This window comes from Sphingomonas sp. Ant H11, from assembly GCF_000797515.1.
Taxonomy (GTDB): Bacteria; Pseudomonadota; Alphaproteobacteria; order Sphingomonadales; family Sphingomonadaceae; genus Sphingomonas.
The window spans coordinates 1-23,680 of the sequence record NZ_JSBN01000057.1 but is presented as its reverse complement, the minus strand read 5'-3'; the positions used below and the strand labels follow the sequence as shown (position 1 = coordinate 23,680).

Sequence of the window (23,680 nt, the reverse complement as noted above, 5' to 3'; positions counted from 1 at the left end):
AGGTAGGGCGCACCTCAAGTTGCTGAGCCGATCTTCGCACGGACAAGCATGACTCCTTCACCCTGGTCGGAGGTGAGGAGGACGATGCCGCTTCGTTCCAGGGCCCGACGGACCTGATCGCGCGTGCTTTCGAACACCTCGAGACCGTTGACGGATTCGAGGCGTTTGAGCGCGGTCAAAGAAACCTGGGCCTTGTCAGCGAGCGTCTCCTGGTTCCAACCGAGCAGCGCGCGTGCGGCCCGCGACTGTCGGGCGGTGATCATGCATGATCACCTCCCACCGACACGAACGTGCACGCCAGAACTACGACTATAATAGTCGTCCTGGTGCCAGAGCCGCCAGTGTTTTTCCGTTTCGGGGCACCTTTTCCGGGTGGAGCGGCCGACCTGATTCGGTCGCCTGATCCGTTGCTGATGTCTGGCCCAGTGGATCAGATGAGCCGTATCGTCAGACCCCTAGGTATGAGCGCAAATCGACTGTTCTCGGAGGGGGATCGAGCCGTCCGCCTCCACAAGCCCAAGGAGGATTCAGCGCACCAGAATGGCGGTGGGCGCGCGCCGAATTGCCGGTCGCCGCCGCGCCGGCGCTTGCGGATCTGCTTAGTTCACGACATAGGTTAGACCCTGGCGTCGGGCGTAGGCGACCGCGGATTCGAGAGTCGGAAACCGGAGCTCGACCTGCGTCAGCGGATCGTCACCACCCGTCCAACCCATCAAAGGCTCGATGAAGGGTGGGGTTCGCCGTTCGAAGCGGAGAATCCAATGCTTCGTGCGCGCCTTGCCCGAGGTCATGACCGAGCGTGAGGGGCGAAAGATCCGAGCGACGGCATCGGGAGGAAACACCGAGTCCGGGTCGTGCGCACGCGGCGCCCGGCGGCCGAGGTCGGTGCGACTTGTCTCGGGCAGGGGCTGCGCGGGTTCTATTTCTCTCCAAACATAGCTCACGACCTGTCCCTCCCGCGAACGGCGAAGGAAAGGCCGGGGGGGACCCGGCTGGGTCTGCCCCCTGGCCTCGTCAGGCTTACTGCGCCTGGGCGCCGCCGTTGATGGCGATGCGCTTGGCTTTGGACTGAGCCCTTTCGGACTTCGGCAGGGTGACGGTCAGCACGCCGTTCTTGAAGTCGGCAGCGACCTTCTCCTCCTCGACGTCGAAGCCGAGCCCGATGCGGCGCTCGAAGCGGCCATAGGTCCGCTCGCTGAACTGCCGCGCCGCGTCTTCGGTGTGGGAGCGCTTTTCGCCGCGGAGCGTCAGGACGCCGTCCTCGATCAGGACCTCGACGTCCTTCTCCTCCAGGCCGGGGAGTTCTGCGGCGATACGCACGTCCTTCTCGGTCTCCGTCACCTCGACGCTTGGCCACGCCGGGGTGCGGCCGAAAAGACCGGGCGCGCCGAAGTCGCGGAAGGCCTCATCGAACAGGCGGTTCATGTCGCGATGGAGCGACAAGAACGGGCTCGGGGTCCCGCTCCGATAGGCGGTCGGGGTCTGATCGGTTTCCCGACCCCAGTGGATCAGATCACGCACGTTCATCGTCATGTCCTTTCTCAAAGCAACATGGTTGAATGAGGTGCGCCCGGAGCGCGGACGCCCCTCGGAGCCGGACCTCAATCGAGCGTCCGGCGCGCCAGAAATTTGGGAATGGGGCGGCCGGAGGTCAAGAACCACACGGTCGTGGTTGGGCAACTTTTCGATGAAGAAACAGCTTCGTCGGGCTGATCGCGACCTTTGGGCGACGCGCAGTCCCAGACATCTGCAAGATCAGGCAAGCTTGTTTGAACCAAACCGGCTTTGTAAAGTTACAGGCTGCGATGGAGTCTTGCGCCAAAGGGGCTGGCCTTGTGACGAACTGAGGTCGTGCGACCCGGCCGCGCGCTCCAAGCGCGTTTGCACCGGGGGAGCGTCGACCGTGGAAGACCGACCGCAACTGGATCGCTTGGCCGCGAGTGGCATCGCCGGTTTCGATTCCGTCGTGCATGGCGGGTTGGCGCGCGAACATATGTACCTGGTCGAGGGCACCCCGGGCTCCGGCAAGACCACGCTCGCGCTGCAGTTCCTCCTGGAAGGCGTCCGGTCGGGCGAGCGATGCCTCTACATCACGCTGTCGGAAACCGAGCGCGAGCTGCGCGCCACCGCACTTAGCCACAGCCTCGACCTGAATGGCTTGACCATCCTGGAGGTCGCGCCGCTGGAAGCCGACCTGGAGCAGCAGCAGGGCATCATCCACGCCGCCGAGGTCGAGCTCGACCACACCGTCGGTCTGATCATCGACAAGGTGAAAGCGCTCCGGCCGGACCGCCTGGTCATCGATGCCCTGACCGAATTGCGTCTCCTCGCGCTCGACTCTTTAAGCTACCGCCGCCAGCTGCTGACCTTGAAGCGTTTCTTCGCCGATCAGCAATGCACCGTCCTGGCGCTCGATGATCTCACCGACAACGCGCAAGGTCTTCAGTTGCACAGCATCGTCCATGGCGTCGTCACCCTCGAGCAGCGGCGGATGCAATACGGCGTGTTTCGCCGCCGCATGTGCGTCGCCAAGCTGCGCGGTGTCGATTACCGCACCGGCTATCATGACTATGCAATCTGCAAGGGCGGTATTTTGGTGTACCCGAGCCTGATCGCGGCCGAGCATCGGACCGAGTTCACGGCAGATGTGCTGCGGAGCGATGTCGGGCCGCTCGATGAGATGCTCGGCGGAGGGCTTCAGCGCGGGACCAGTACGCTCCTGCTCGGTCCGTCGGGGGTCGGCAAGTCGTCGCTCGCGCTGCAGTACACGATGGCGGCGGCGCGCCAGGAGCAGCGGGTGGCGATCTTCGCTTTCGACGAGAACTACCGCACCGCCGAGGCGCGAGCCGCAGGGCTCGGCATGGAGATCGAGGCGGCGAGAGAGAGCGGAACGCTTGTCTGGGAGCAGATCAACCCGGTGACGCTGTCACCGGGCGAGTTCGTCGACAAGGTGAAGCGCAACGTCGAGGCGGGCGCGAAGCTGGTCGTGATCGACAGCCTCAACAGCTATATGGCGTCGATGCCGGAGGAGCAGGCGCTCATCCTGCATATGCACGAGCTGCTGGCGTATCTCGGGAATCAAGGGGTGGTCACCATCCTGATCATGGCCCAGCACGGCATGGTCGGCGACGTGGCGGCGCCGATTGATCTCAGCTTCCTCGCCGACGGCATCGTCCTGCTGCGTTACTTCGAGGCTGAAGGCGAGGTACGCAAGGCGATATCGGTCTTGAAGAGCCGCAGCGGCCGGCACGAGACGACGATTCGCGAATATCGTCTGATATCTGGCGAGGGCGTCAGCGTCGGTCCGCCAATTCGTTCATTCCGTGGGGTCCTGTCGGGCGCGCCCACCCTCGTTGATAGCAAGCAGGCCATGCCGGACGCCCGTGATGACGCAAATCCCGGGCGCTGAAGAACGTGATGAGCGCGTCCTGATCTTGGCGCCGTCGCGTCGGGACGGTCCCACCGTCGCGGCGATCTTGGAGCGAGCAGGACTTGGGACGCAAACCGTCGCCACGCTCGCCGAGCTCTGCCGGGCGATGGAAGAAGGGGTTGCGCCGCGATCGTCGTCGAGGAGGCGGTATCACCGCCGCCGGCCATGGCCATGCTTCAAGCCTGTCTTGAGCGGCTGCCGGCGTGGTCGGAACCACCGATCCTCGTGGTCACCGCCAGCGGCTCGCGCGGCAGCGCCGGGTTCGGACGCGGCAGTGAACACTTCGCAGGCTTCGGCAATCTGGTGCTGCTGGAGCGGCCGCTTCGCTCTGTAACGCTGGTAAGCACCCTGCATTCGGCGCTCCGGGCGCGACGGCGGCAATATCAGGTGCGCGACCATTTGCGCGAGCGTGAGCGTGCTGAGGCGCGGTTGCGCGCGCAGGAGCAGGACCTGCGCGATCTCAATGAGACGCTCGAAGAACGGGTTCGCGAACGCACCGCAGAGCTTGAGGCGACGAACCGCAGGCTGGCCGTCGAGATGGAACAGCGGCAGGAGGCCGAGCGGGCGCTCCGCCAGGCGCAGAAGATGGAGGCGATCGGCCAGCTCACAGGCGGCGTCGCCCACGACTTCAACAACCTCCTGATGGTGGTCTCTGGCGGGCTGGACATGTTGGGGCGGGCGCCGACCCGGAGCGCCGCGAGCGGATCGTCTCCGGCATGCGCCAGGCCGTCACGCGGGGTGCGTCGCTGACGCGCCAACTGCTTGCCTTCTCCCGACGCATGTCATTGGCGCCCGAGGCGATCGATTTGCGTGCCCGCTTCGACGATATGCGCATCCTGATGACAGGCGCTCTGCGCGAGGATATCGCGCTCGAGGTCGAGCTTGCGGAAGACCTCTGGCCGGTGATGGCGGACCAGACGCAGCTCGAGCTTGCCATCCTCAACACGGTCGTCAACGCGCGGGATGCCATGCCGCAGGGCGGGACCGTGACGATCTTCGCTGGCAATGCGCGACTGGACGGCCGTGGCGAAAGTCGTCTCACCGGTGATTTCGTGCGGATCGAAGTTCGTGACACCGGCACCGGAATAGCACCCGACGTCTTGGATCGGATCTTCGATCCCTTCTTCACGACCAAAGAGGTCGGAAGCGGCACCGGTCTCGGCCTCAGCCAGGTCTATGGCTTCGCCAAGCAGTCGGGGGGACATGTGAAGGTGCGAAGCCGTGTCGGGGAGGGGACGAGGATCATCCTTCACCTGCCGCGCGCCAACAGCCTTCCGCTCGCGGCGGCTGTCGAGGCGAGTCCACCCGCGATTCCGGTACCAGGCCCGAAGGGCGAGCGCCGGATTCTCCTGGTTGAAGACAATGACGAGGTCGCGGAGCTGGCCGGCCAGATGCTGGAGGGGCTCGGCTTCACGGTTCGCCGGGCGGAGAGCGCGCCAGCCGCGCTCGCGCAATTGGAGAACGGCCACGCCGCCGATCTGGTGTTCTCCGACGTGGTGATGCCGGGCGGCATGAGCGGCATTGAACTCGCCCGCGAACTCGCGCGCCGCCGTCCGGGCCTGCCCGTCGTGCTCACGAGCGGGTTTAGCGACGGCCAGCGGGATGGCGACGCAGACGGCTTGAAATTGTTGCGCAAGCCCTATCGGCTCGACGAGTTGGAAGCGGCTCTCGCGGCCGCCTTGGGAGCGCATCTCTCTTCCGGCTGAAACGACCGGGGCGGCACGCCAAACCTGCCCGAGAGCTGAAAAGACGCCCCGCCCGGGTTGCCGGGCGGGCGCTTGCGGGGCGTCTCAGTCGCCGTTGCGGCGGCTGGGGCGGGACCAGATGAGGCTGAAGCCGTCGCCTTCCTCGTCGTCGAAGAGATTGGCGTAGATCGGAGCGGTGAAGCTCGGATCGTCCAGCTTGAGGCCGAGATAGTTGCGGCCCTCGTTGGAGCGCTTCGACCAGGCGGCCCCGATCTCGGCGCGGCCGACGAAGACGCGGTGGCTGGGGGCGTTCTCGCCGCTGGTCCGGGCTTCGGGGACGATGCGGACGTTCTTGGTCTGGACGCTGAGGGTAACGATTTCGCCGGTGTACTCGTTCGAGCCGGTCTTCTTGAAGGTGCCGATGGTGGCCATGGGAAATCTCCTTGAGCTTGTCTGTCGAGCCCGCACCATTGCGGCCTCGATGGTGATCGCCCGGCCGGAGGCGATCGACGGCGCACCCGAAGGGCGTCAGACAGCAAAGGAGGGACTTTCTTGGTGCGCGAGGAATGCCGGCGGCCCGGGGCCCCTACGCGACCTGTCGCGTGGGGTGGGTTCCGGCAGGGGAAGAAAATCTTGACGGTGCTGTTGCGCCTTAGGCGATCGAGGCGAAGCCGTCCTTCGGCCAGATACACCCATCGAAGAGGCCGTGTCGGTGCGCTCGCAACAGGCAATGGGTCAACGGAGACCTGGCGATCTGTCGCCGCTCGCAAAGCCCGGCTCCGGACAGATGGCGATCGTCATCAACTTGCGTCCGTATAGGCTCGTGCGGTCCCGCACGGTTCTCGGCAGGGACGCTGCTGCTCACGTCTTCATCGATCGCGCGCGACTGCCGAGCTCCGTCGAAGCGCTCGAACGGCGCGGCTCTCGGCTGGATTTGACGGCTGCGAGCCTCCTGATCCCCGACCGTCCTACCGCCGAAGACGTGAGTTGCGCCAGCGCCTCGTCCCGCAGCTGCCGTCGCCCAGGTGGGTGTTACGCCCCCGCGAACCTCTCGCTCGATCGGGCGGGAGCGGCGGCAGCGATCCGGGTCCATGCCGTGATGCCGACCGCGACAGCGCCGACGATGGAGAACAGCGTCTGCCAGGTTTCCGAGGGCACCGCGTGCTTCGCGATCCCATGGACGGCGTGGTAGCCGGCCAGCGCCGCGGGCGCTGCAAACACCAGCCGACGGCCAGCCGCAGCCAGGCCGGACGGGTGAGGGTGAAGAGGAACTGGCCGAGCCCGAGCGTCAGCCCGGCGGTTATAAGGCCGGCCAGGATGCCGCCGGGCCAGCCTGCGCCCATCTCATAGGCCCAGCTGCCGGCGGCGACGCCGGCGAACAGGGGCAGCGCGTAGATGGCGAGCGTGAAGAGCAGCCAGCACAAGATGCCGATGGCCGTGATGCTGATGAGGATGCCAATAACCATGGTGGTGCTCCATGCGAATAGTCTATGGGTCGCGCCTTCCACCACCGCCACGGCGCAGATCGAAGTATAGCCGAAAGAGAGCATGCGCGGGAGCGGAAATCCGGCAGGATCTCCGCTCGACTGAGCCCTTCGTGCTTAGGGCGCGAAGGGATCCACTTCGTGGACGATAGCCGCGGCGTCGCCGTCATATTCGTTGGCGGGAACGACCGAGAGGCTGCCGTCACCGGCCTCGAAGATCACGATGGTGACCATCAGCGTCGTGGCGAGGCTGAAGGCGAAGGCGTGCGCTTGGTTGAGGGACATCGTTCCGGCTCCTGTCTGGAGGCGGGGGACCAACCCCCGCGTGACTGGCGCCCGATGTGTCCGGCCGAGGGCCGCAATCACCGCGCAGGCGAAGCCGCAGCGGCGGCATGCGCGCATAGCCGACCCTTTATGGGTTGATGGCGTTAGGGCCTCGGCCGGACCAAGGATTAGCGCAAGGACAAGGGGGCTGGTCGGACGTCCGGACCGGAGGCTTGACTGGATTCTCCATTACGACGCGCGCCGATCTTGATCGGTTGGTCACGACACAGCCTCGCTGATCGCTATTCGGCCGGCACCTGTCTTTCGACCCGTGACGGAGGGGCACGGCTACCCCCCGTCAGAAGCGGAGTTGAGGCTGGGCGCCAACGCTCAGGGTCCCAGCCGCGGGCAGGCGGCTTGACGCTCGATATGCACCGATATACATATGTATCATGATGCAACAAAGCGTTTTCCAGACATTGGCCGACCCGACGCGGCTTCGTATCGTGGAAGCGCTGGCAGCCGGGGAACAGGCGGTGGGCGACCTCGTTCGTGCCGTGGACATCGATCAGTCCGGCGTTTCGCGGCACCTGAGAATCCTCGGGGAAGCGGGATTCGTCGTCATGAGGCCCGATGGGGCAAGGCGCCTCTACTCGCTCCGACCTGAGCCGTTCCATGCGATCGACGACTGGGTTCGAAGCTATCGCAGGCTTTGGGAGGGCCGGCTCGATCGTTTCGATGCAGCTCTGGCGCGACGGGCGAGCGCGCGGCAATCCGAGGGTGAGAAGTGATGGCGCAGGCCAGCGAGCGGGCCGCGGGTCCGATCAGGTTCGAGCGGGTCTATGACGCATCGATCGAGGACGTCTGGGCGCTATGGACCACGAAAGAAGGGCTGGAGGAGTGGTTCGCACCCGAGGGAATGCGCGTCGAGATGACGGCCCTTCAGCTGCGGGTCGGCGGCGCCTTTGATTATGTGATGACCGCGGTGGGTGCCGAGCAGGTCGCCTATCTGGCGAACCTCGACATGCGGCAGACCGCGAGGGTGAGCGGTCGGCTCGTGGAGATGGTGCGCCACCGGCGGCTGCGCATCCGCTTCGACATGGACTTCGTCCCCGGCGTCGAGCCGTATCCGTATGACATGCTGGTTGAGATGAGCGTCGAAGCCGGGCGTGTTCGGATGGTCCTTACCGCGGATCGTCATCCGGACCCCGAGATGACAAGCGGCGCAATCCTTGGATTGACCAGCCAGCTGCAAAAATTCGACCTGGCTATCTCAGCAAGAGCAACAAAGGAGCAACGTCCATAATGCGACCCCTTCTCTACTCCATCAACGTGACGATCGACGGTTGTGTCGACCATAGCGCCGGCTCTACGGACGCGGTGCTTCTGGAGGAGGCGCTGCGTGCAACACATCGCCATGCCATAGCGAGCATGGGCCGCGCCGATGCGCTGCTCTTTGGTCGCGTCACCTACCAGATGATGGAGGAAGCGTGGCGGCTGGAGACGCGGACCTTGACAATGCCCGAGTGGACGGACCCGTTCGCACGGACCATTGATGCGATGAAGAAGTACGTCGTTTCCAGCACGCTCGGCGAGGTCGATTGGAACGCGGAGCTGGTCCGTGGCGATTTGGCCGAGGCCGTCCAGGCGCTTAAACAAGAACCCGGGAAGGCGCTGTTCACCGGTGGCGTCAGGCTCCCAATGGCGTTGGCGGAGATGGATCTGATCGACGAGTATGAGTTCGTGGTCCAGCCCATTATTGTGGGGCGTGGCCCCAGCTTGTTCGCCGGCCTCTCAAAGGTCATCGACTTGAAACTCGTCGACCGGATTGAGCTGAGCTCCGGCGCCGTGGCTCTGCGCTATGAGCCAAGAAGGTAGGTTGGACGCAGCTCGCAGGCCCCTTTGCTTCCAATCACATGCACAACAGGGACAAATCGGAGTCTTGCGACCAATGGCTTAGGTGCTAGCTCGTTTGACGAGTGGCCATTACATGGCTCCCCGACCGGGTTGTCGCGGCAGGCACCCAAGGGGGCGTTCGTGTTGCTACCTGGCTTTGTCGTAGCAAGCTGTAAGGAGGCGCTGCATGGCTTACGAAGGCAGCTGTCACTGTGGGAAAGTAGCATTCCGAGTCAACGAAGACCCTCCAGTGAATGCGGTCAGGTGTAACTGTTCGCACTGTCGAAGGAAGGGGTTTTTGCTATCCTTTGTGCCGTCAGGCAGTCTAATGATCCTTCAGGGAGAAGAGGTGCTTACAGATTATTTCTTCAATAAACATGCCATTGCTCACCGGTTCTGTTCGACATGCGGTTGTGAGGCGTTTGGTTATGGCAAGGGTCCAGATGGTGCTGATATAGCGTTCATTAACCTACGGTGCGTGCCGTCGATCGATCTCGATGGCCTGGCAATTCAAGACGTGGACGGTGCTAATCTTTAGATATGCCTGATCGCACCGTTCCCGTGGATGAGTCGAATGCTGAGACGCGGGCTGTTCCAAATATTATCGGTTGATGGCGTCAAGCGATCGGTCGGACCAAGGATCAGCGCAGCAAAGCGGGAGATGGTGGCCGGCGATGGGTGGTTCGATGGTTGTTCTGGATACGGGCCGGACTTCGCCCTTGTCGTGAGCCCGCAGGGGAATGCAACAGTGCGCGGCCTGAAACGGAACGGTCCTACGGCACCGAATTGAGACGCTCAGCCAGACGATCCAAGCCGCCGCGAATCATGCTCGCATACGGCGTGTCGGGCAGATCTGCGGTGGCGGCCATTCCAGCCGCGAGATGGCGCTGGCAACCCGCTCTGTCTCCTAGGCGCAAATAGTCGTCGCCGAGGTTGAGATGTAACGACGGCATGAAAGCCGCAATAGATAGGCTGTCGTGATGCCCTTTAGCTTCGGCGTCGGTGCAGCGCAGCGCTGCAGCTAGCGCTCGCTGGTCCCATGCCAGCTCATCCTGCAGGTCGTCCTGCGCATCGGCCATGAAGTGCGCCAGTGTGCACTCATGGAGGGGTCTTGGATCGAGCTCAATTTTAACCCAGATATCCACGAATGCTTGGCGCGCTTCGGCTCGTGCACCACTTTGTAAGGTCGTGATGGCTGCTTGGATTTCTGTCATGATAGGATCGTCGGACATTGGCAAATCCTAACAAAATAGTTGGTGTTGCGGAAGTCCGGGGCTAACTCGCCCCGGCTCCAAAGTGCCAAACCGGGATGCCGAGCTTTTTGGCTTTGTCGGCGAGGTTGTCCTGAATGCCGGTGCCGGGGAAATGCAGGACCCCGATCGGCAGCACGTCCAGCATCTGATCGTTGCGCTTGAAGGGCGCGGCCTTGGCGTGCCTGGTCCAGTCGGGCTTGAACGCCACCTGCGGCACCTTGCGATGGTCCGCCCAACGGGATGCGATGCGTTCGGCGCCCTTCGGCGAACCGCCGTGGAGCAACACCATGTCAGGATACTTGGCGTGGACCTGATCGAGCTTGGCCCAGATCAGACGGTGGTCGTTGAAGTCCAGCCCGCCGGTGAAGGCGATTTTCGGGCCAGCCGGGAGCATGACCTGCGTCTCGGCCCGCTTCTTCGCCGCGAGGAAATCACGGCTGTCGATCATCGCCGAGGTCAGGTGGCGGTGGTTGACCATCGATCCGCTGCGGGGTCTCCACGATGAGCGGGTTTGGCGCTCGAACTGCTCGGCGGCCTGGTCGCGCATCAGTTCGAAGGCGTCGCGCCGCTCGATCAGCGTCTGCCCTTCGGCAGTGAGGCGTTCCAACTCGACCGACTTGACCTCGCTGCCGTCCTGCTCGCGCTGCGAGCGGCGCTGCGCCTGCTCGTTGTCGTCCAGTTCGCGCTCGATCCGCTCGGTGGCGCGGTGGAAGAGGTTGACCGTCGACCAGAGGAGGTCGTCGAGGTCCGGCTCGAGGCGGGTGTCTCCGAGCGTCGAGATCAGGGCGTCGAAGATGTCCGCGATGGCGCCTGCACATGTTTGCCATCGGGCAGCTCCCTCGGGTCGGGGTCGTCCGCGAAGGGACGGTAGCCATAGAGCTGAAGTTCGCTGAGGACATGGTCGGTGGGAGATGCGGCGTGGTCCGGTTCGTGGTCGTGATGCTCGCTCATGGGATGCTCCGTCGGTCGTGACCGCGACCCTCGCGGCCTTCATGGCGACGAAAGCTGGCGAGCGGACCGGACCTGCACCCGCAGCGAAGCGCAGGGCCGAAGCGTCAGCGGAGGATGGCGGAGGCCGGCTATTTTGTTTCGCGATGGAAAGCGGCCCACGGGGCCGCGCCGGAAAATAGTCGGCTGCAGACATTGCCGGTCCGGCCCGGTTGCCGGCCGATCGCCCTCTCGAAGGCCGGGGCGCGGTCCTCCCCGACACGGGAAAGCATCTGAGCGAGGCGGAGACCGGATTGCCTGCCACATCCATTCTCGGCCTATGCCGCCAGCTCCATGAAACGCGCGACGTCGTGCGGCGCGATCTGCGCCCGCAAAGCGGCCCGAAGGCGATTCTGACCCAGGATGCGCAGATCCTCGTTGAAGTCCTCTAGGCTTGGCGACAGCACGATCGCCTCGATGCCGGCCGCGTCCGCTCGGTCGATCAAGGTCGCCATCGCCCGGTCGCCTGCCGGATCGTCGTCGCGCGCGATGTAGAGCCGGCGCAGTGTGTCGGGGAAGAGGATGGCAGCGAGGTGCGCAGCGGAGAGCGCCGCGGCCGCCGGCATTGCAGGCAGCGCTTGGCGTAGCGACAGCATGGTCTCAATGCCTTCGCCGGCCGCCATCACCTCGTGCGCCACACCGAAGCGCACGGCATGTCCGAGAAGCTCGCCCATCGCCCGCCTTGGTGTTTCGATCGGCGCCTTGCCGTCTGTCGTAGAATCCATGCCAGGGGGCGCAAGATAGGTGCGGTGCGCCCCGGTGATCCTGCCGTTGAGGTCGGTGACGACCGCGATCATTGCCGGCCACGTCTGGGTCGGAGAATGCTGGTCGGGGCGATAGTAGCAGCGAGGGTGGAAGCGCAGCGACCCGCTTGCGTGCAAAGCCGTAATGCCGCGTTTGCGCAGATACGTTTCAGCGATAGTGCCCGTAATCGGCTGCGACATGGCGATTAGACGCCGTGCCGCCTCCGGCGACCCTGTCGGAGCGGCGGCCTGGTGGGACGAACGCTTACAGGGCGTCGGCTCGGGATGCGGCAGGCTGAGGAAGCGGCGCGCCTCGTCGGCGACGTCCTTGAAACCGTGGAGGCCGCAGCTTTCGCGGATCACATCGAGTAGGTCGCCATGTTCGCCCGTCGCGGCATCGGTCCATTTGCCGGCAGCGCCCTTGCCGGATTCGGAGCCCTGCAGCCGGACGAACATCGACCGGCCGGTCGCGTTGCGCGCGTCGCCGACCAGCCAGTAGCGGCCCTCGCGGCGTCCGGCGGAAAGGTAATGGCGGCAGACCGCTTCGGCCTGACGGCCGAGACGTTGCGCGAGGTCTGATGCGGTGTTCGGCATGAGCGACCCCAGAAAAGAAGGCCCGCCATCGCCGGCGGGCCTGAGGTGGAGACGGGTTTGTTGACGGACGTTATTCGGCCGCGACGGCGTGGGGGACGTTGGCCTCGGCTTCTTCATCATCGTCGACGGGCTCGAACTCGCCCATAGCCGTTTCGCCGCCGTCCTCCGCCGTCTCTTCGACGACCTCGGTGTCGGCGGGCTCGACCGGGGCCGGCGCCGCGATCCCCCCATCGGCGGTCGTCTCCGCAGCGGCGGTGACGATCGCCCGCCCAGGCGTGCGCAGCGGCTCCGGCAGCCAGCCCGAGCCAGCGAGGATCTGCGCGGCAGTCTCCGCCATGTCGCCCTTCTTCATGTGCTCGATGCGGTCACCGGCCCGGTCGCCCTTCGCCTCGCGCACGGCGGCGAGGATGCGCGCCTTAGTGACCCGGCCGAGGAACCCGTCAACGGTCGGGGTCCAGCCGGCGCCTGCCATGTCGAGATCGACCGCCTGGGCGAGTCGGTCGGCATGGAGGATCGCCCGCGGCCGGCGATTGTAGGGCTCGATCACGGCGTTGACCGACAGCGCGACGCAGTGCGCGAACAGCGCCTGCCGGCTGTCCGCATCGAAGCCGTCGAGCGCGTCCCAGAGCTCTTCCGGCTCCTTGGGAAGGGTGTTGGCCCAGGCCTGATGCCGCACATCGAGCGCGCGGGCCGACGGCGTATCGGCGAGCCCCGGCGCCTGAGCGGCGAAGCCGGCGCTCTTCAGGTCGAGCTCCAGGCAGGTGTCGAGCGCGTAGCGGTAGAACACGCGGATGCAGAGCGCGTGCAGCGCCGCCAGGAACGCCACGTCCGGGTTCTCGCCGAGCGCATGGCGCAGCGCGATCGTGCGATGCGCCGTGAGTTCCGCCATCAGCCGGTCGGGAATGGGCTTCAGGCCCTCATCCTCCTCCGGCTCCTCGACGTGTCCGACCTGAACGGTCGTGCCATCGTCGTCGACCTGAGCCGCGACGGTCCGCGTCTCCTCGCCATCGCCGGTCAGTTCGCCGGTGGCGCTGTCCTCCTCCGGCTCGATCGGCAGCTCGTCCTCCGACCGGACGAACCCGCGCTCGATCCGCACACTGCCGCCGGCGTCGATGCTCACGAAGGCGCCGGCGCGCCCGATCTCGTCGACGTCGAACCGTACCGGCCGCTGATCGAGGGCCTCCAGCGCGGTCTCGATCTCGCCCAGGCGTGCGTCCACCTCTTCGGGCAGCTCGTCCGCCTCGGCGTATTCGGCCTCCAGTCCATCGAGCTCGGCCTGGAGCGCGGCACGCGCGGCTTCCTCCTGCTCGGTAAGGGGGACCTCCTCGCCGCGCAGCTGACGAAGGCCAAACACATGGCCGTAGGGGAACGAAGTCGCGACCTCGGTCCACTTCCAGCCCTCGGCCTGTACCTCGGCCGCAGCTTCCCGGAGCTTCTCCGTCACCATCATTTCGAGCAGGCTGACATCCTGCAGCCAGCCGCCATCGTCGGCCTGGAACAGGTCGCGCAGGATCGTGCCGCCGGCCTCGACATAGGCGTCGATCCCGACGAACTGCGCCCGCTTGTCGGAGGCGCGGACGGCGTGCTCGGTCAGCATGCGCCGGATCACGTAGGGCTGCTTGTCGTAGCCTTGCGTCAGTCGTTCGAACACCTGCTCCTGGCGCTCATGATCGCCCGAGACGGTGAAGGCCATCAGCTGGTCCAGCGTCAAGCCGTCCTCGGCATAGACGTCGAGCAGGCGCGGCGACACCGAGGCGAGCTTCAACCGCTGCTTGACGACCGCGACCGGCACGAAGAACGCCGCCGCGATATCCTCCTCGGACTGGCCCTTTTCGCGCAACGCCTGGAAGGCCCGGAACTGGTCGAGTGGGTGGAGCGGCGCGCGCTGGACGTTCTCGGCGAGGCTGTCTTCCTCGGCGATGCCGTCGTCGCGCACGACGCAGGGCACGGGGGCAGTCTTGGCAAGGCGCTTCTGCTTGACCAAAAGCTCCAGCGCCCGGAACCGCCGACCGCCGGCCGGAATCTCGTAGATGCCAGTCTCGGTCCCGTCCTCGCCGACGATGGCGCGAACCGACAGGCCCTGCAGCAGGCCGCGCCGGGCGATGTCCTCGGCGAGCTCCTCGATCGAGACGCCGGCCTTGACGCGCCGGACGTTCGACTGGGAGAGCACGAGCTTGTTGAGGGGGATGTCGCGCGAGGACGACAGGGTAATCTTCTTCGATGCCGCTTGGGCCATGGTCTTCACTCCACGACGGGCGGCCGGGAGCCTCTCTCTCGGCCTCCTACCCGTCACGAAGCGCAGCGCCGCCCTCTTCCTCTGAAGAGAGCGACGCCGCAGAAACGTAGATCAGGAAAAGCGCAGAGCCGGAGAGCCGCGAACCGGCAAAGCCGATTCCACGGCTCGGCAGGAGTCAGGCCGCGCGGTCGAGGAGCTTCTTTGCCCGGGCTTCGAGATCCAGCCGCGCGTCCTGGTGCGGCTTGTCGCGGGCGACAGCGGTGATGCCCTGGACGAAGTCGAAGACGCTGGTCGGCGCGCGGCCCTCCTCGACGAGCACCGCCTCGATGATCTTGGCGGTTTCGGCCTTACCGAATCCACGCTTGCGCAGGAAGTCGGTCCGGTCCTCGTCCGTGCGGGCGACGATCTGCGCCCGGGCGGCCTTGATGCCATTGATGAAAGGCGCCGGTGAAGAGTTCGCGAAGCGCGTCAGCGCCGGCGCCGCCTCGTGAGCGAAACGGGAAGCGGCATATTTGGAGTGCCGGATCGTGATCTCCTCGAAGTCTTCGACGCCGTCGGGTAGGGGCGAGGGTTCCCAAAGGGATGATCCTCTACCCCTCCCACGAAACCGGACGTGATGGTTTCCCATCATCCGGCTTCTACGCTTGCACCATGCGATCCAGTCGTTCCTGCAATCGCCCGGCATGATGCGCGACGTGGCAGTCGTGGCAAAGCACCGTGCGCTTGCGCGTCCGGGCCGCCTTGACGCGGGTCCACAAGGTGGTCCCAGCCATATCACTCATCTTACGGACGTGATGCACCTCCACCGGCACATCTTCCGTACCGCACGCCTGACATGCCCTTGCTCGCAAGCGGTCGACGATGTCGTTCCGTCCTGCGAAGTGGATATGTGCAAGCGTTTGGCGGTCGACGCGCGCGGATGCCGGGGTTGACCGAACATCCTTGAGGCGGAACATCGGCATGAAGCGCCGCTGGTGGCGGCCCTCATACCACAGGCCGAGGCTATCCCCATTCCGGAGCCTCTCTGCCGTCTTCCGAACCGAGCATTTGTGCTTCCGCGAGATGGTCTTCATGAAGCTCCACCACCAGAGGTGATGCAGCCGTCCGACTTCATCTTTCCAGAGCGTGCCGAGCTTATAATACTCGGCCAGCCCGCGCATCAGCGCATTATATCCGGTCAGGATCGCGACATCGGAGTTGTTGATCAGTTCGCAGCGTGCCTCGCCCCGGTTGGTATATATATTGCCGAGACGTTGCCGTTCTGCGAACCGGGCTAGCCTGTCCACCGGCACGTGAAGCTGCATACGATCTCCGGGCAAGCGCATGGTGACGGCACGGCCGCCCTTGATCATGCGCCTGGTTCGCCCATCGCCATATGTTTTCAGCTGATAGCCGAGGAACATGGCACCCTCGTCCGCCTTCCTGATCCCGCTCTTCTCCTCAGACACCTCGAGCTTCAGACCGTTGGCGAGGAACGTCCTCACCTCGGCCATGATGCCGCGGGCGTCTTCCTTGCTGCCGATCACGCTATGACGAAGTCGTCGGCATAACGGCAGTAGCGGAGTCGGCGGTAGTTGGGGTCGAACGGGTCGAGAGCCGGCTCTTCGAGCCGTCGCCGCTCCCATTCCCTGATCTCTTCGACGAGCGCCGGGATTTCCTCCTCTTGGCCATTGGCCCGCCGCCGTTCGATCTTTCTGCGTCGGATCTGGATCTGCTTGGAGATTTCGAGATAGGCATCGCTGCGCCGTCTCGTCTGCCCCTTGTCGAACCGCGCTTTCACCTCCGCCATGAACCTATCGAGTTCATGGAGGTAGATGTTGGCGAGGACCGGCGAGATCACGCCGCCTTGCGGAGCGCCGCTGAACGTTCGGTGGAACGTCCAGTCTTCGAGGTAGCCAGCCTTGAGCATACGCCCGATCAACCGTATCAAACGCTCGTCATCGATGCGCCTGCGTAGAAGACCCAGCAGGATGTCATGGTCGATGTTGTCGTAATAGCCGACTATATCGACCTCGATCAGCCACTTCACGCCATGCCATGTACGCCTGATTTCAGTCAGGGCGCTGTGACATGACCGCCCCCGGCGGAAGCCATGCGATTGATCGGCAAAGACCGGCTCATAGACATGTTCGAGCAAAATCTTCACCGCCGCCTGCACCAGCTTGTCGTCGGCAGTAGGAATGCCCAACGGGCGTTTCTTCCCATTGGGTTTGGGGATGTATTGCCTGCGGGCCGGAGAGAAGCGATACGAGCGTCCAGCACGGCGGTCATGATCCGTTCCATCCTTTCGAGCGAGAAGCCGTCGAGGGTGTTGTCGGGATCGATGCCGGGCGTGAGCGCCCCCTTGTTGGGAGCGACCTGCCCATAGGCCCGTTCCCAAAGGAGCGGACAGCCGAGCAGCCGGAACAGACCGTTGATACGCTTTCCCTGGCGTGACAGGTCGATGATTGAGTCAAGTCTCTTCTCTACGGTGAGCGGTTGCATCAGCAGACCTCCGTTATGAAGTTGAAAGACCCAGCAAGCGCGCCGCCCTTCACCCGCGCAGAGGAGATTCCCCTTCCGGTTGCCCGGCCGGTTTCACTCATGCCCGTCCATCCGTGGATGGCTGTCCCGGTCATTACCCCGGGCGTTTGGCTAATATGGCGGCTCCGTCGCCTTACGGGACACCGGAGAGGTGCCCGCTTAGGCGATCCCATGTTTACACGATCAGTGAGATGCGACGTGGGTAGGTGGCCCGTTCGATCGTTGGCCTCTCGACGAGAGGTGGACCGTGCGACCAAGTTTAGGAGGACGCTATGGGGTAGTCCTCCCTTCGCACGGCATGACGCGTCAACCATTGCTGCGTCACGACCCGAATAAAGTTCCTGAATCTGGGCTTCACGCAATCCAGCATTCACCATGCACGTCTTGCCCTGACGTCCCGATAGCCTACAATGGTTTCGGCCCGGAGGACGCCTTGTCCCAACATGCTGTTGTCCCCCGCCGGTTTCCCGGTCGCAACCATTGCTGGTCGAGGTAAGTTGGGTGGGCATCAGGCTTTCCTTGGTTTCCTGAGAAGTCATCCTTCACTCAATTGATCGCGCCACCATGGCGCACCCAGAGATTGCGGTTCTGGCAAACGGCGCGGAGATAGAAGCTGGCCATCCCGAGCGTCTTCGCGCGACCTCCGAGTTCCAGCAGTAGAAGCCCCGGAAGTAGAGGTCGGGCGAGCCATCGGGCAGGCGCCCCGCTTCGATCGGGTTGAGGTCGTCGACTAGGAAGAGGAACACGTCTCGGTCGCTGGCGTAGAGCGTCGTCGTGTCCTGGGTGATGTCCACTCGCGGATTGTAGAAGCCGGTCGACCAATCGAGCACGCCTGGCACCTTCCAGCGGGTGTCGCCGGTGCCGTTGCCCGCGATCCGCTGCACCGCGGCGACCAACTCGTGATCATAGATGCGGCCATAGTCTGGACCGGTAACGGCGCACAGTTCGACGCGCCCGTCATCCGTCTCGAGGGTCTTGACCTGCTCGGCGCGGTGCGAGGTGAGGCCGTACTGCAGGTTGATGCCCGCCACCGGCGCCGGAAGTTGGCGCAGATAGGCGGCCGGCGCGCCGACCAGCGCGGCGAGTTGGCCGAAGCTCCAGTGCGTGGGTGCGACCAGGCCCCCGGAGCCGGGCAGCACCAGGTCGAGCCGCTCTGAATTGTCGCGGCTGGCTTCGACGCGAACGGCCGCGCTCTCGACGGTGCGGGTGCGGCTGCGCTCAGCCCGACCCTTTACCGACGCCATCAGCTCTGACAGTGATAGGTAGCGTTCGTCGGCCGGTCGGTTGAACCACTCGGACGACACGCGGCCGATTCGCTCACCTCGACTGACATCGACCTTGTAGCCGCCGCGCGCATCGGGGCGGGTATCCAGGACTTCAACTTCGGTCATGACTCATCTCCATGACGAGCCGGCCGGGAGCCTCTCTCTCGACCCTCAACCCGTCACGGCGATAGCCGCTGCCCTCTTCCTCTTATGGGCGCTTGCGGGGCAGGATGCGCGGAATACGCGGCGCTCTAGCCCGTCATAGGCCTCGGCCAAAACAGCCAGAGCAGCAGGATCGCGGCCGCGATCCAGAGGATGACGATGGACGCGGCTGCCACCCGGCTGACAGGACGGTCCGCTCGCGAGTCGGCCTCCGCGCGAAACTCGGCCATGAGTTGAGGTGGGACCAGGCGCACAGCAAGGAGGATCGCCAGCGGCAACAGGACCATCTCGTCCAGATAACCGAGCACGGGGATGAAGTCGGGGATCAGGTCGATGGGTGAAAGCGCATACGCTGCGATCGCGGCGCAGACCGCCTTGGCATACCAAGCACGCGAGGGTCACGCGCCGCAATCCAGAGCGCCTCGACGTCCCGCTTGATCCGTCGCGCCCAGCGTTTGATGCTTGTTAGTATACCTTCGCTCTCATCAGACAAATCTCTCTCCTGACTCGGCACCCTTGTGTCCAGTGAACCAAAGTAGGGTTGGGCAGCGCCAAAGTCGTGTCTTGCAGGGCGCGTCGCCGTGCCTCGCTCCGACGCGGAGTTTCAGCACTGCCTCCGGGTGCCGCCCGCACATGGGGTTCGGTGAGAGCACGGGCTGGCCCGGGGAAATGCTTCATCCCTCGCCGCCCTGCACCCAAAAGCCGCTGTCGAGTGCTTTTCGAAGGCGGGTGCTCACCGTGATCGCGTCCGCCGCAGTCCAGCCGGCGGCGCCCGCCTCCACGAACTCGGCCACACGATGGACACGCGAAAAAGGGCTGAGGGCTTGCAGGAAGGCGCGAATCTCGGGGTCGATACCCTCGAGCCCCTCCCGCTCGCACGCGGCGAGCGCCTTGCCGGGATCGTGTCGGACATCTGCGATGCAGCGCGCATCCGACCACCCGCGATGGTGAAGGTAGGCCTTCAGCAGCAGTTCCAATCCCCAATGGAGATTTTGGAACACATGCTCGTCGGTGCGGCCCCCGTCAGTCCCGTCGAATCGTTCTGCCGATGCGCAGAAATTTTCGCCCATGCTGCGGAGGTGTCGCACGAGAGTTTCCTGCATTTGCCTGCCCCACCCCGATCACTCCTACCGGTCACGCGCTCCGTCGGCCAGTCCGTCCTTTTTGTGCGCCGAGGCGCGCTACGGCGCCCGGCTCGTGCCGCTCCAGGAACCTGGGATCAGCTTGGGCATTGTGTCGGAAAGGGGGTGAGATGATCCTGCCTGCATCCGACTCGGAAGAAGAACGCACGTCGATACTCGTCGTTGAAGACGAGATCTTGGTAAGGTATGTCATATGCGACTACCTGAGAGACTGTGGCTTCCATGTCATCGAGGCTGGTACAGCCGACGAAGCTTTGGAATGCCTGCGGTCACATAAGGACGTAGGAGTGGTCTTCTCGGATGTGCGCATGCCAGGGTCGCTGGATGGCATAGGCCTTTCCCAGCGGGTGCGGCTTCTCTACCCGCATATCCCGGTAATCCTGACGTCTGGGCATCTGCTGCCGGGCGAGACCGACGGAACGCCGCTGATGACGAAGCCCTATGTACTCGGCGAGGTCGCTCAGAAGATCCGTGCCATTCTGGGCGGCGCGGGGGACGGTTCCACGTCGAACAGTGAAGCGGTATGACTAATCCCCATATTCTGTTGGTGGAGAGCGACGTGCTCGTGCGGAAGCCGCTCGCTGAATATTTGCGTGACTGCGGCTATAAGGTGGTCGAAGCCCTGAATACCGATGAAGCGGTTGAGGTGCTGACGACGGTCAACGCTGCCATCGGCATCGTGTTGGCCGACGTGAGCAGCCCCGGCAAGATCGATGGCTTCGGTCTTGCGAATTGGATGCGGTCGAACGGTATCGAGGCAAAGATCATTCTCGCCGGCACCGTCCAGAAAGCGGCCGCCAAGGCACAGGACCTCTGCGAGGACGGCCCGCTGTTGTCGAAGCCCTACGATCACTCGCTTCTGCTCAATCGCATCAAAAGCGAAGTGGCGGCGCGAGCGCGAAATGGAACGCCGGAGCCTGGCATCTGAGGTCGGCGTTGAGCGCGAAGAGCAAACGATGGACTGCGAAGAAAAGGCGCGGCTGGTTGGTGACTAGGAGGAGAAAACCGCGCGGTTTTCGCGCGCCGTGACGGTTCTCCAAAACAAGATGGCGACGTCTCCAAAGGAGGAATACGACCGTCTGCAACGGATTGTCGATGAGGCGCGGGTTGAATCGGAGGGCGCCCGGCTCACGCTGGAACCCCATATTTCTGAGCATGGTTGTTAGTGCGAGCCGATGGAACGAGCCCCTCTAGATGCCTTCTCCCAGAAGCGACTTCAGGTTGCGAAGGACAGTTAGGGCCATTTGGTCCGCCGTCGTGCTGCGCGTTCGCGCCAGACTGAGAACTGCCGACCGAACATCCTCCGGTCGGGTCGGCCTACCTTCGACGCGGGTGAACGGCCCATCGGTCTCGGTGAGCAATCGGTCGATGGGTATTGCTCGGTTTGTGGCATCCCGTTTGGGATTGGCCAGCATGTCGGAGTTGACGGAGAAGTAGCACCCCAACTGTGTCGCGCGTTTGACCTCGGCCGGGGTGCCGGTGAACCAATGCAACACGACACGGCCGCGATCTCGTGGGAGATGTTGCTCGACCATATCTAGGACGATCTTGGTGGCGCGAACGCTATGGACCGTCAGGATTTTACCCCGCGCCGCCGCACAAGTGCGCAGGATCTCGCCGAACACGCTCTTCTGTCGGTCGAAGGACTTATAGAATCGTGGGCCGGCGTCGAGCCCGACCTCACCTACGTAGCGGGTCCGGGGGAGGAGTTCCTTCCAGAGCGCCAGTTCATGCTCCCGCTCGCCGACCAATTGAGGGTGAAGACCGAGCGCCGCGCGGACATGCCGGGTCGGGGCCGCCAGTTCATGGTTTCGGGCCCAGGCGAGTGGCGTCGTTGTCACGGTAAGGGTGAATACGCCCGCTTCCTCGGCACGCCGCACCGCCTCGACATGGTCCGGATAGAGATCGAGATGACAATGGAAATCGACGAGCGAGGCGGTCATGGCCCCTCCTAGCTGGGCGCGGTGCGCACGCCAGCCAATAAACGGCCGACTTCATCGAGACCTCGCCGGTAGACGTCGGCGAGTGCGTCGTTCCTTTCGGGCTTGTCGTAGAGTGGCCCAGGCTTGTGGATCAGGATCCTCGCGAGATCGGGGCGTGCCGCCAGGCGCGCGATCGCGAGCTGGAAGGAGCGGACCTGCTGCCCTTCTGCGCGCTTGGTGTCGAGCGCCGCGGCGGTGAGGTCGGACAAGCCGTAAGCCGTCGAATCCTGTCCGCGCAGCGAGGCACGTCGGATCAGGCAGGGCAGGCAATAGCCGCAGTGGCCCTGCGGCTTCTTCGCCCATCGCGCAGACGCCGGCGAGGAGCAGGACAGTGATGACGCCGCGAGGGAGTTCAGGAGCGCCGGATTTGCACAGTTCGCCACCATATCGCCCTTGGTCTCGTCCCAGTAGGGATTGTCGACCTCGCCCGGGATGCCCAGCGCAGCGAGAAACTCGTTCCAACGCGCGATATAGAACGGATGCGTGGTGCGGGTGCTCAGCGCGCCCAGGCGGAGCCGATCGAGCGGAACGTTCAGCGCGATCAAGCCGTTCTCGGGAACCTTCAGTGTGAAAGGACCGCCGAGCGCGGTCCCGGCCGCGGCGCCGAGCGAGAAGAACAAGAAGGAGCGACCCCGCGTGGTGTCCTCGGACCCGACATCCTGAATCAATCCGCCCTCAAAGCTCATCCACACGCGCAGACGGTTGAAGGCCGAAGCCTTGTAGGTCGATTTCAAGCCGGCGAAACAGCTTCCTGCGACGCACTGACGAGACCCTCACCGGCGTGGCTGACCAGCAGCGGCGTCCCACCGGCCTCCAGGGTGTCGATGGCGCCGATGAGGCTGTCGAGCCCACCTGAAAACAAGCTGATCCCGTCGAAGGGGGGCGGGAGGAGTGACGGCGGAAGTGACGGAGCGAGCGAAAGATAAGGCCTGGGTCGCTTGCGGAACCCCACCTGCCAACGGTCGCCTGTTAGGAAGTTGAGGGCTCGCACGAGGATCGGCGCGGCGCCCGTCCAAAGATTGGGGTCGCTCACCGGGACCACGAGCCGGATTTCGCGTGTCCATGCGTCTTGTGCCTCGGTCGCGCGCGCGATCCTCGTATCGGCGGCGTGGACATGAGCCGCCACGACGAGCAGATCGACGCCCAGTTCGCTGGGCGAAAGGGACAATGCCTTCAGGTCGCTCAATGCGCGGCCGATACCATGGTCGAGCCGCTTGCCGGCGAGGAGCTGCAAAGGTGACATGACCTCATCGCGCGCTTTGGGGATGCGCGTACGGTCCTCTTCGCCGAAGCGGCCTATGATCAGATGGCGTCTCACGCGGCAGCCTCCCCGTCGCCCATCGTCTGCAAAATCTCGAAGGCGGATTGGTAGACGTCATTGACGAAACCGGTGACGGCGTCTGGCGTCAGCGATTGGATATTGACGCCTGCGGCATTGACGGCGTCGCTGACCCCGCGCTGGATGAATTCGCGCAACTGTGCTTCCACTCGTTCGGCGGCCCGCGGGTCGGCGGGCAAGGTCACCGCCTTCGTGCCTATGTCGTTGCAGATGCGGGCTTCTATGGCGTGCGTCGCGTAGAGCTCGAACACGGTCTGGATCTGAGCGGGGGTCAGTCCATCGACATCGGTGATGCCCGCAGCGGCGAGATCGGCGATCGTCTCGATGAAGGCGTCGCGGGCGATGCCTTCGTCGATGGTCCCGCCTTCCGGGCAGATATAGTCGGCGAGGCCGGCGAATACCTCCTCGATCGGGCGACCCGCGAGGCCTTCCAGGTTGAGTGTCCGAAGGGCCTCGCGAACACCGTTGGCGCTCGCGTCATTGAGGAAACGGACAAGGCCGGCCCCCGCGCCCCGTGACGAGCCCATCCGTTGAGCCGCGCGCGCGGAGCCGCCCGCGGACTTCGAGACGTAGCCGGAGACGGCTCGGCCGAGGCTTCGCCGATCGCTGCCGCCGGAGCTGGCGAAGCGCGAAAAATTGCTCCTGGGCGCAGTGAACCGGTCGGACGCGCCCGGCATAGGGTTTACTGTGCGCGG

27 protein-coding genes and 3 pseudogenes are annotated in these 23,680 nt (G+C 64.5%); 9 read left to right on the top strand and 21 right to left on the bottom strand.

What is annotated here, in order from left to right; translation table 11 throughout:
• Positions 1-14 precede the first annotated feature (14 nt).
• From NW75_RS11475 to NW75_RS11465, 3 genes are all read right to left on the bottom strand, one after another.
• The gene (locus tag NW75_RS11475) at positions 15-263 is read right to left on the bottom strand and encodes a helix-turn-helix domain-containing protein (RefSeq protein WP_033965369.1); all 249 of its coding nucleotides are present in this window, start codon (positions 261-263) and stop codon (positions 15-17) included.
• Positions 264-599: 336 nt separating this feature from the next.
• Positions 600-944 carry an ETC complex I subunit gene (locus NW75_RS26460; protein WP_231565150.1) on the bottom strand — a complete coding sequence of 115 codons (345 nt, stop codon included), beginning with the start codon at positions 942-944 and terminating at the stop codon, positions 600-602.
• A 76-nt stretch (positions 945-1,020) separates the two neighbouring features.
• Complete coding sequence (locus tag NW75_RS11465; protein ID WP_033965401.1) at positions 1,021-1,527, bottom strand: Hsp20/alpha crystallin family protein; 507 nt, start codon at positions 1,525-1,527, stop codon at positions 1,021-1,023.
• A gap of 376 nt (positions 1,528-1,903) precedes the next feature.
• Between NW75_RS11465 and NW75_RS11460 the strand changes: the two genes are divergently transcribed.
• The 3 genes from NW75_RS11460 to NW75_RS25165 all read left to right on the top strand — a co-directional run bounded on the left by NW75_RS11460 (position 1,904) and on the right by NW75_RS25165 (position 5,136).
• Positions 1,904-3,409, top strand: coding sequence for an ATPase domain-containing protein (locus tag NW75_RS11460; RefSeq protein WP_033965366.1), 1,506 nt, complete (start codon positions 1,904-1,906; stop codon positions 3,407-3,409).
• Positions 3,410-3,595: 186 nt separating this feature from the next.
• Complete coding sequence (locus NW75_RS25170; protein WP_052192373.1) at positions 3,596-4,180, top strand: hypothetical protein; 585 nt, start codon at positions 3,596-3,598, stop codon at positions 4,178-4,180.
• Positions 4,147-5,136, top strand: coding sequence for an ATP-binding protein (locus NW75_RS25165; RefSeq protein WP_052192372.1), 990 nt, complete (start codon positions 4,147-4,149; stop codon positions 5,134-5,136). Before NW75_RS25170 ends, NW75_RS25165 begins: the two co-directional genes overlap by 34 nt.
• 84 nt (positions 5,137-5,220) lie before the next feature.
• Here the strand turns inward: NW75_RS25165 and NW75_RS11450 are convergent, their stop codons facing one another.
• The 3 genes from NW75_RS11450 to NW75_RS25160 form a co-directional block, all read right to left on the bottom strand.
• Positions 5,221-5,547: a DUF736 domain-containing protein gene (locus NW75_RS11450; RefSeq protein ID WP_033965364.1), complete on the bottom strand. Its 327-nt coding sequence runs from the start codon at positions 5,545-5,547 to the stop codon at positions 5,221-5,223.
• 536 nt (positions 5,548-6,083) lie between these two features.
• The gene (locus NW75_RS11445; RefSeq protein WP_331386100.1) at positions 6,084-6,665 is read right to left on the bottom strand and encodes a hypothetical protein; all 582 of its coding nucleotides are present in this window, start codon (positions 6,663-6,665) and stop codon (positions 6,084-6,086) included.
• Positions 6,666-6,716: 51 nt separating this feature from the next.
• On the bottom strand, positions 6,717-6,884 hold the full coding sequence (locus NW75_RS25160) for a hypothetical protein (protein WP_171010564.1): 168 nt from the start codon (positions 6,882-6,884) through the stop codon (positions 6,717-6,719).
• A gap of 431 nt (positions 6,885-7,315) precedes the next feature.
• Here NW75_RS25160 and NW75_RS11440 point away from each other — a divergent pair, with 431 nt between their 5' ends.
• The 4 genes from NW75_RS11440 (at position 7,316) to NW75_RS23770 (ending at position 9,297) form a co-directional block, all read left to right on the top strand.
• Complete coding sequence (locus NW75_RS11440) at positions 7,316-7,654, top strand: ArsR/SmtB family transcription factor (RefSeq protein ID WP_137903025.1); 339 nt, start codon at positions 7,316-7,318, stop codon at positions 7,652-7,654.
• The gene (locus tag NW75_RS11435) at positions 7,654-8,169 is read left to right on the top strand and encodes an SRPBCC family protein (RefSeq protein ID WP_033965362.1); all 516 of its coding nucleotides are present in this window, start codon (positions 7,654-7,656) and stop codon (positions 8,167-8,169) included. The genes NW75_RS11440 and NW75_RS11435 overlap by 1 nt, the downstream gene beginning before the upstream one ends.
• Positions 8,169-8,741 (top strand): dihydrofolate reductase family protein, encoded by a 573-nt coding sequence (locus tag NW75_RS11430; RefSeq protein WP_033965361.1) that lies wholly within the window; start codon positions 8,169-8,171, stop codon positions 8,739-8,741. The genes NW75_RS11435 and NW75_RS11430 overlap by 1 nt, the downstream gene beginning before the upstream one ends.
• A gap of 205 nt (positions 8,742-8,946) precedes the next feature.
• Positions 8,947-9,297, top strand: coding sequence for a GFA family protein (locus tag NW75_RS23770; protein WP_081988738.1), 351 nt, complete (start codon positions 8,947-8,949; stop codon positions 9,295-9,297).
• Positions 9,298-9,532: 235 nt separating this feature from the next.
• On the opposite strand, the gene NW75_RS11425 is transcribed toward NW75_RS23770, so the two are convergent.
• The 11 genes and pseudogenes from NW75_RS11425 to NW75_RS11385 all read right to left on the bottom strand — a co-directional run bounded on the left by NW75_RS11425 (position 9,533) and on the right by NW75_RS11385 (position 19,592).
• A complete protein-coding gene (locus tag NW75_RS11425) occupies positions 9,533-9,991 on the bottom strand; it encodes a hypothetical protein (protein ID WP_033965359.1) in 459 nt (152 codons plus the stop codon).
• Positions 9,992-10,034: 43 nt separating this feature from the next.
• A pseudogene (locus NW75_RS11420) lies at positions 10,035-10,963 on the bottom strand (DUF2493 domain-containing protein).
• Positions 10,964-11,277: 314 nt separating this feature from the next.
• Positions 11,278-12,336, bottom strand: a complete 1,059-nt coding sequence (locus NW75_RS11415) for a DUF7146 domain-containing protein (protein WP_033965358.1) — start codon at positions 12,334-12,336, stop codon at positions 11,278-11,280.
• A gap of 70 nt (positions 12,337-12,406) precedes the next feature.
• Entirely contained in the window at positions 12,407-14,572 is a 2,166-nt protein-coding gene (locus tag NW75_RS11410; RefSeq protein WP_033965398.1) for a ParB/RepB/Spo0J family partition protein, read from the bottom strand.
• A 175-nt stretch (positions 14,573-14,747) separates the two neighbouring features.
• Positions 14,748-15,125 (bottom strand): annotated as a pseudogene (locus tag NW75_RS11405) (DUF932 domain-containing protein); the annotation flags it as partial.
• An 85-nt stretch (positions 15,126-15,210) separates the two neighbouring features.
• Complete coding sequence (locus NW75_RS22915; protein ID WP_052192371.1) at positions 15,211-16,098, bottom strand: HNH endonuclease; 888 nt, start codon at positions 16,096-16,098, stop codon at positions 15,211-15,213.
• Positions 16,095-16,760, bottom strand: coding sequence for a reverse transcriptase/maturase family protein (locus tag NW75_RS22910; RefSeq protein WP_197057795.1), 666 nt, complete (start codon positions 16,758-16,760; stop codon positions 16,095-16,097). Before NW75_RS22910 ends, NW75_RS22915 begins: the two co-directional genes overlap by 4 nt.
• Complete coding sequence (locus NW75_RS25155) at positions 16,715-17,056, bottom strand: hypothetical protein (RefSeq protein WP_197057794.1); 342 nt, start codon at positions 17,054-17,056, stop codon at positions 16,715-16,717. The genes NW75_RS22910 and NW75_RS25155 overlap by 46 nt, the downstream gene beginning before the upstream one ends.
• A 612-nt stretch (positions 17,057-17,668) precedes the next feature.
• Positions 17,669-18,486: pseudogene (locus NW75_RS26455) on the bottom strand (DUF932 domain-containing protein); the annotation flags it as partial.
• 125 nt (positions 18,487-18,611) lie between these two features.
• Positions 18,612-18,830: a hypothetical protein gene (locus NW75_RS26450; protein ID WP_231565149.1), complete on the bottom strand. Its 219-nt coding sequence runs from the start codon at positions 18,828-18,830 to the stop codon at positions 18,612-18,614.
• Positions 18,831-19,196: 366 nt separating this feature from the next.
• The gene (locus NW75_RS11385; RefSeq protein WP_156143025.1) at positions 19,197-19,592 is read right to left on the bottom strand and encodes a hypothetical protein; all 396 of its coding nucleotides are present in this window, start codon (positions 19,590-19,592) and stop codon (positions 19,197-19,199) included.
• Between the two features lie 182 nt (positions 19,593-19,774).
• Here NW75_RS11385 and NW75_RS11380 point away from each other — a divergent pair, with 182 nt between their 5' ends.
• Both NW75_RS11380 and NW75_RS11375 read left to right on the top strand, forming a co-directional pair.
• A complete protein-coding gene (locus tag NW75_RS11380) occupies positions 19,775-20,191 on the top strand; it encodes a response regulator (RefSeq protein ID WP_052192370.1) in 417 nt (138 codons plus the stop codon).
• Between the two features lie 20 nt (positions 20,192-20,211).
• Positions 20,212-20,592: a response regulator gene (locus NW75_RS11375; protein ID WP_231565152.1), complete on the top strand. Its 381-nt coding sequence runs from the start codon at positions 20,212-20,214 to the stop codon at positions 20,590-20,592.
• A 262-nt stretch (positions 20,593-20,854) separates the two neighbouring features.
• On the opposite strand, the gene qatD is transcribed toward NW75_RS11375, so the two are convergent.
• The 4 genes from qatD to qatB form a co-directional block, all read right to left on the bottom strand.
• The gene (qatD, locus tag NW75_RS11370) at positions 20,855-21,607 is read right to left on the bottom strand and encodes a Qat anti-phage system TatD family nuclease QatD (RefSeq protein WP_033965352.1); all 753 of its coding nucleotides are present in this window, start codon (positions 21,605-21,607) and stop codon (positions 20,855-20,857) included.
• 8 nt (positions 21,608-21,615) lie between these two features.
• Complete coding sequence (gene qatC / locus NW75_RS26440; protein ID WP_231565148.1) at positions 21,616-22,380, bottom strand: Qat anti-phage system QueC-like protein QatC; 765 nt, start codon at positions 22,378-22,380, stop codon at positions 21,616-21,618.
• On the bottom strand, positions 22,377-22,964 hold the full coding sequence (locus NW75_RS26435) for a hypothetical protein (protein ID WP_231565147.1): 588 nt from the start codon (positions 22,962-22,964) through the stop codon (positions 22,377-22,379). The genes qatC and NW75_RS26435 overlap by 4 nt, the downstream gene beginning before the upstream one ends.
• The coding region (qatB, locus tag NW75_RS11360) for a Qat anti-phage system associated protein QatB (protein WP_033965396.1) at positions 22,961-23,680 on the bottom strand (720 nt) is incomplete at its 5' end. The genes NW75_RS26435 and qatB, both read right to left, overlap by 4 nt.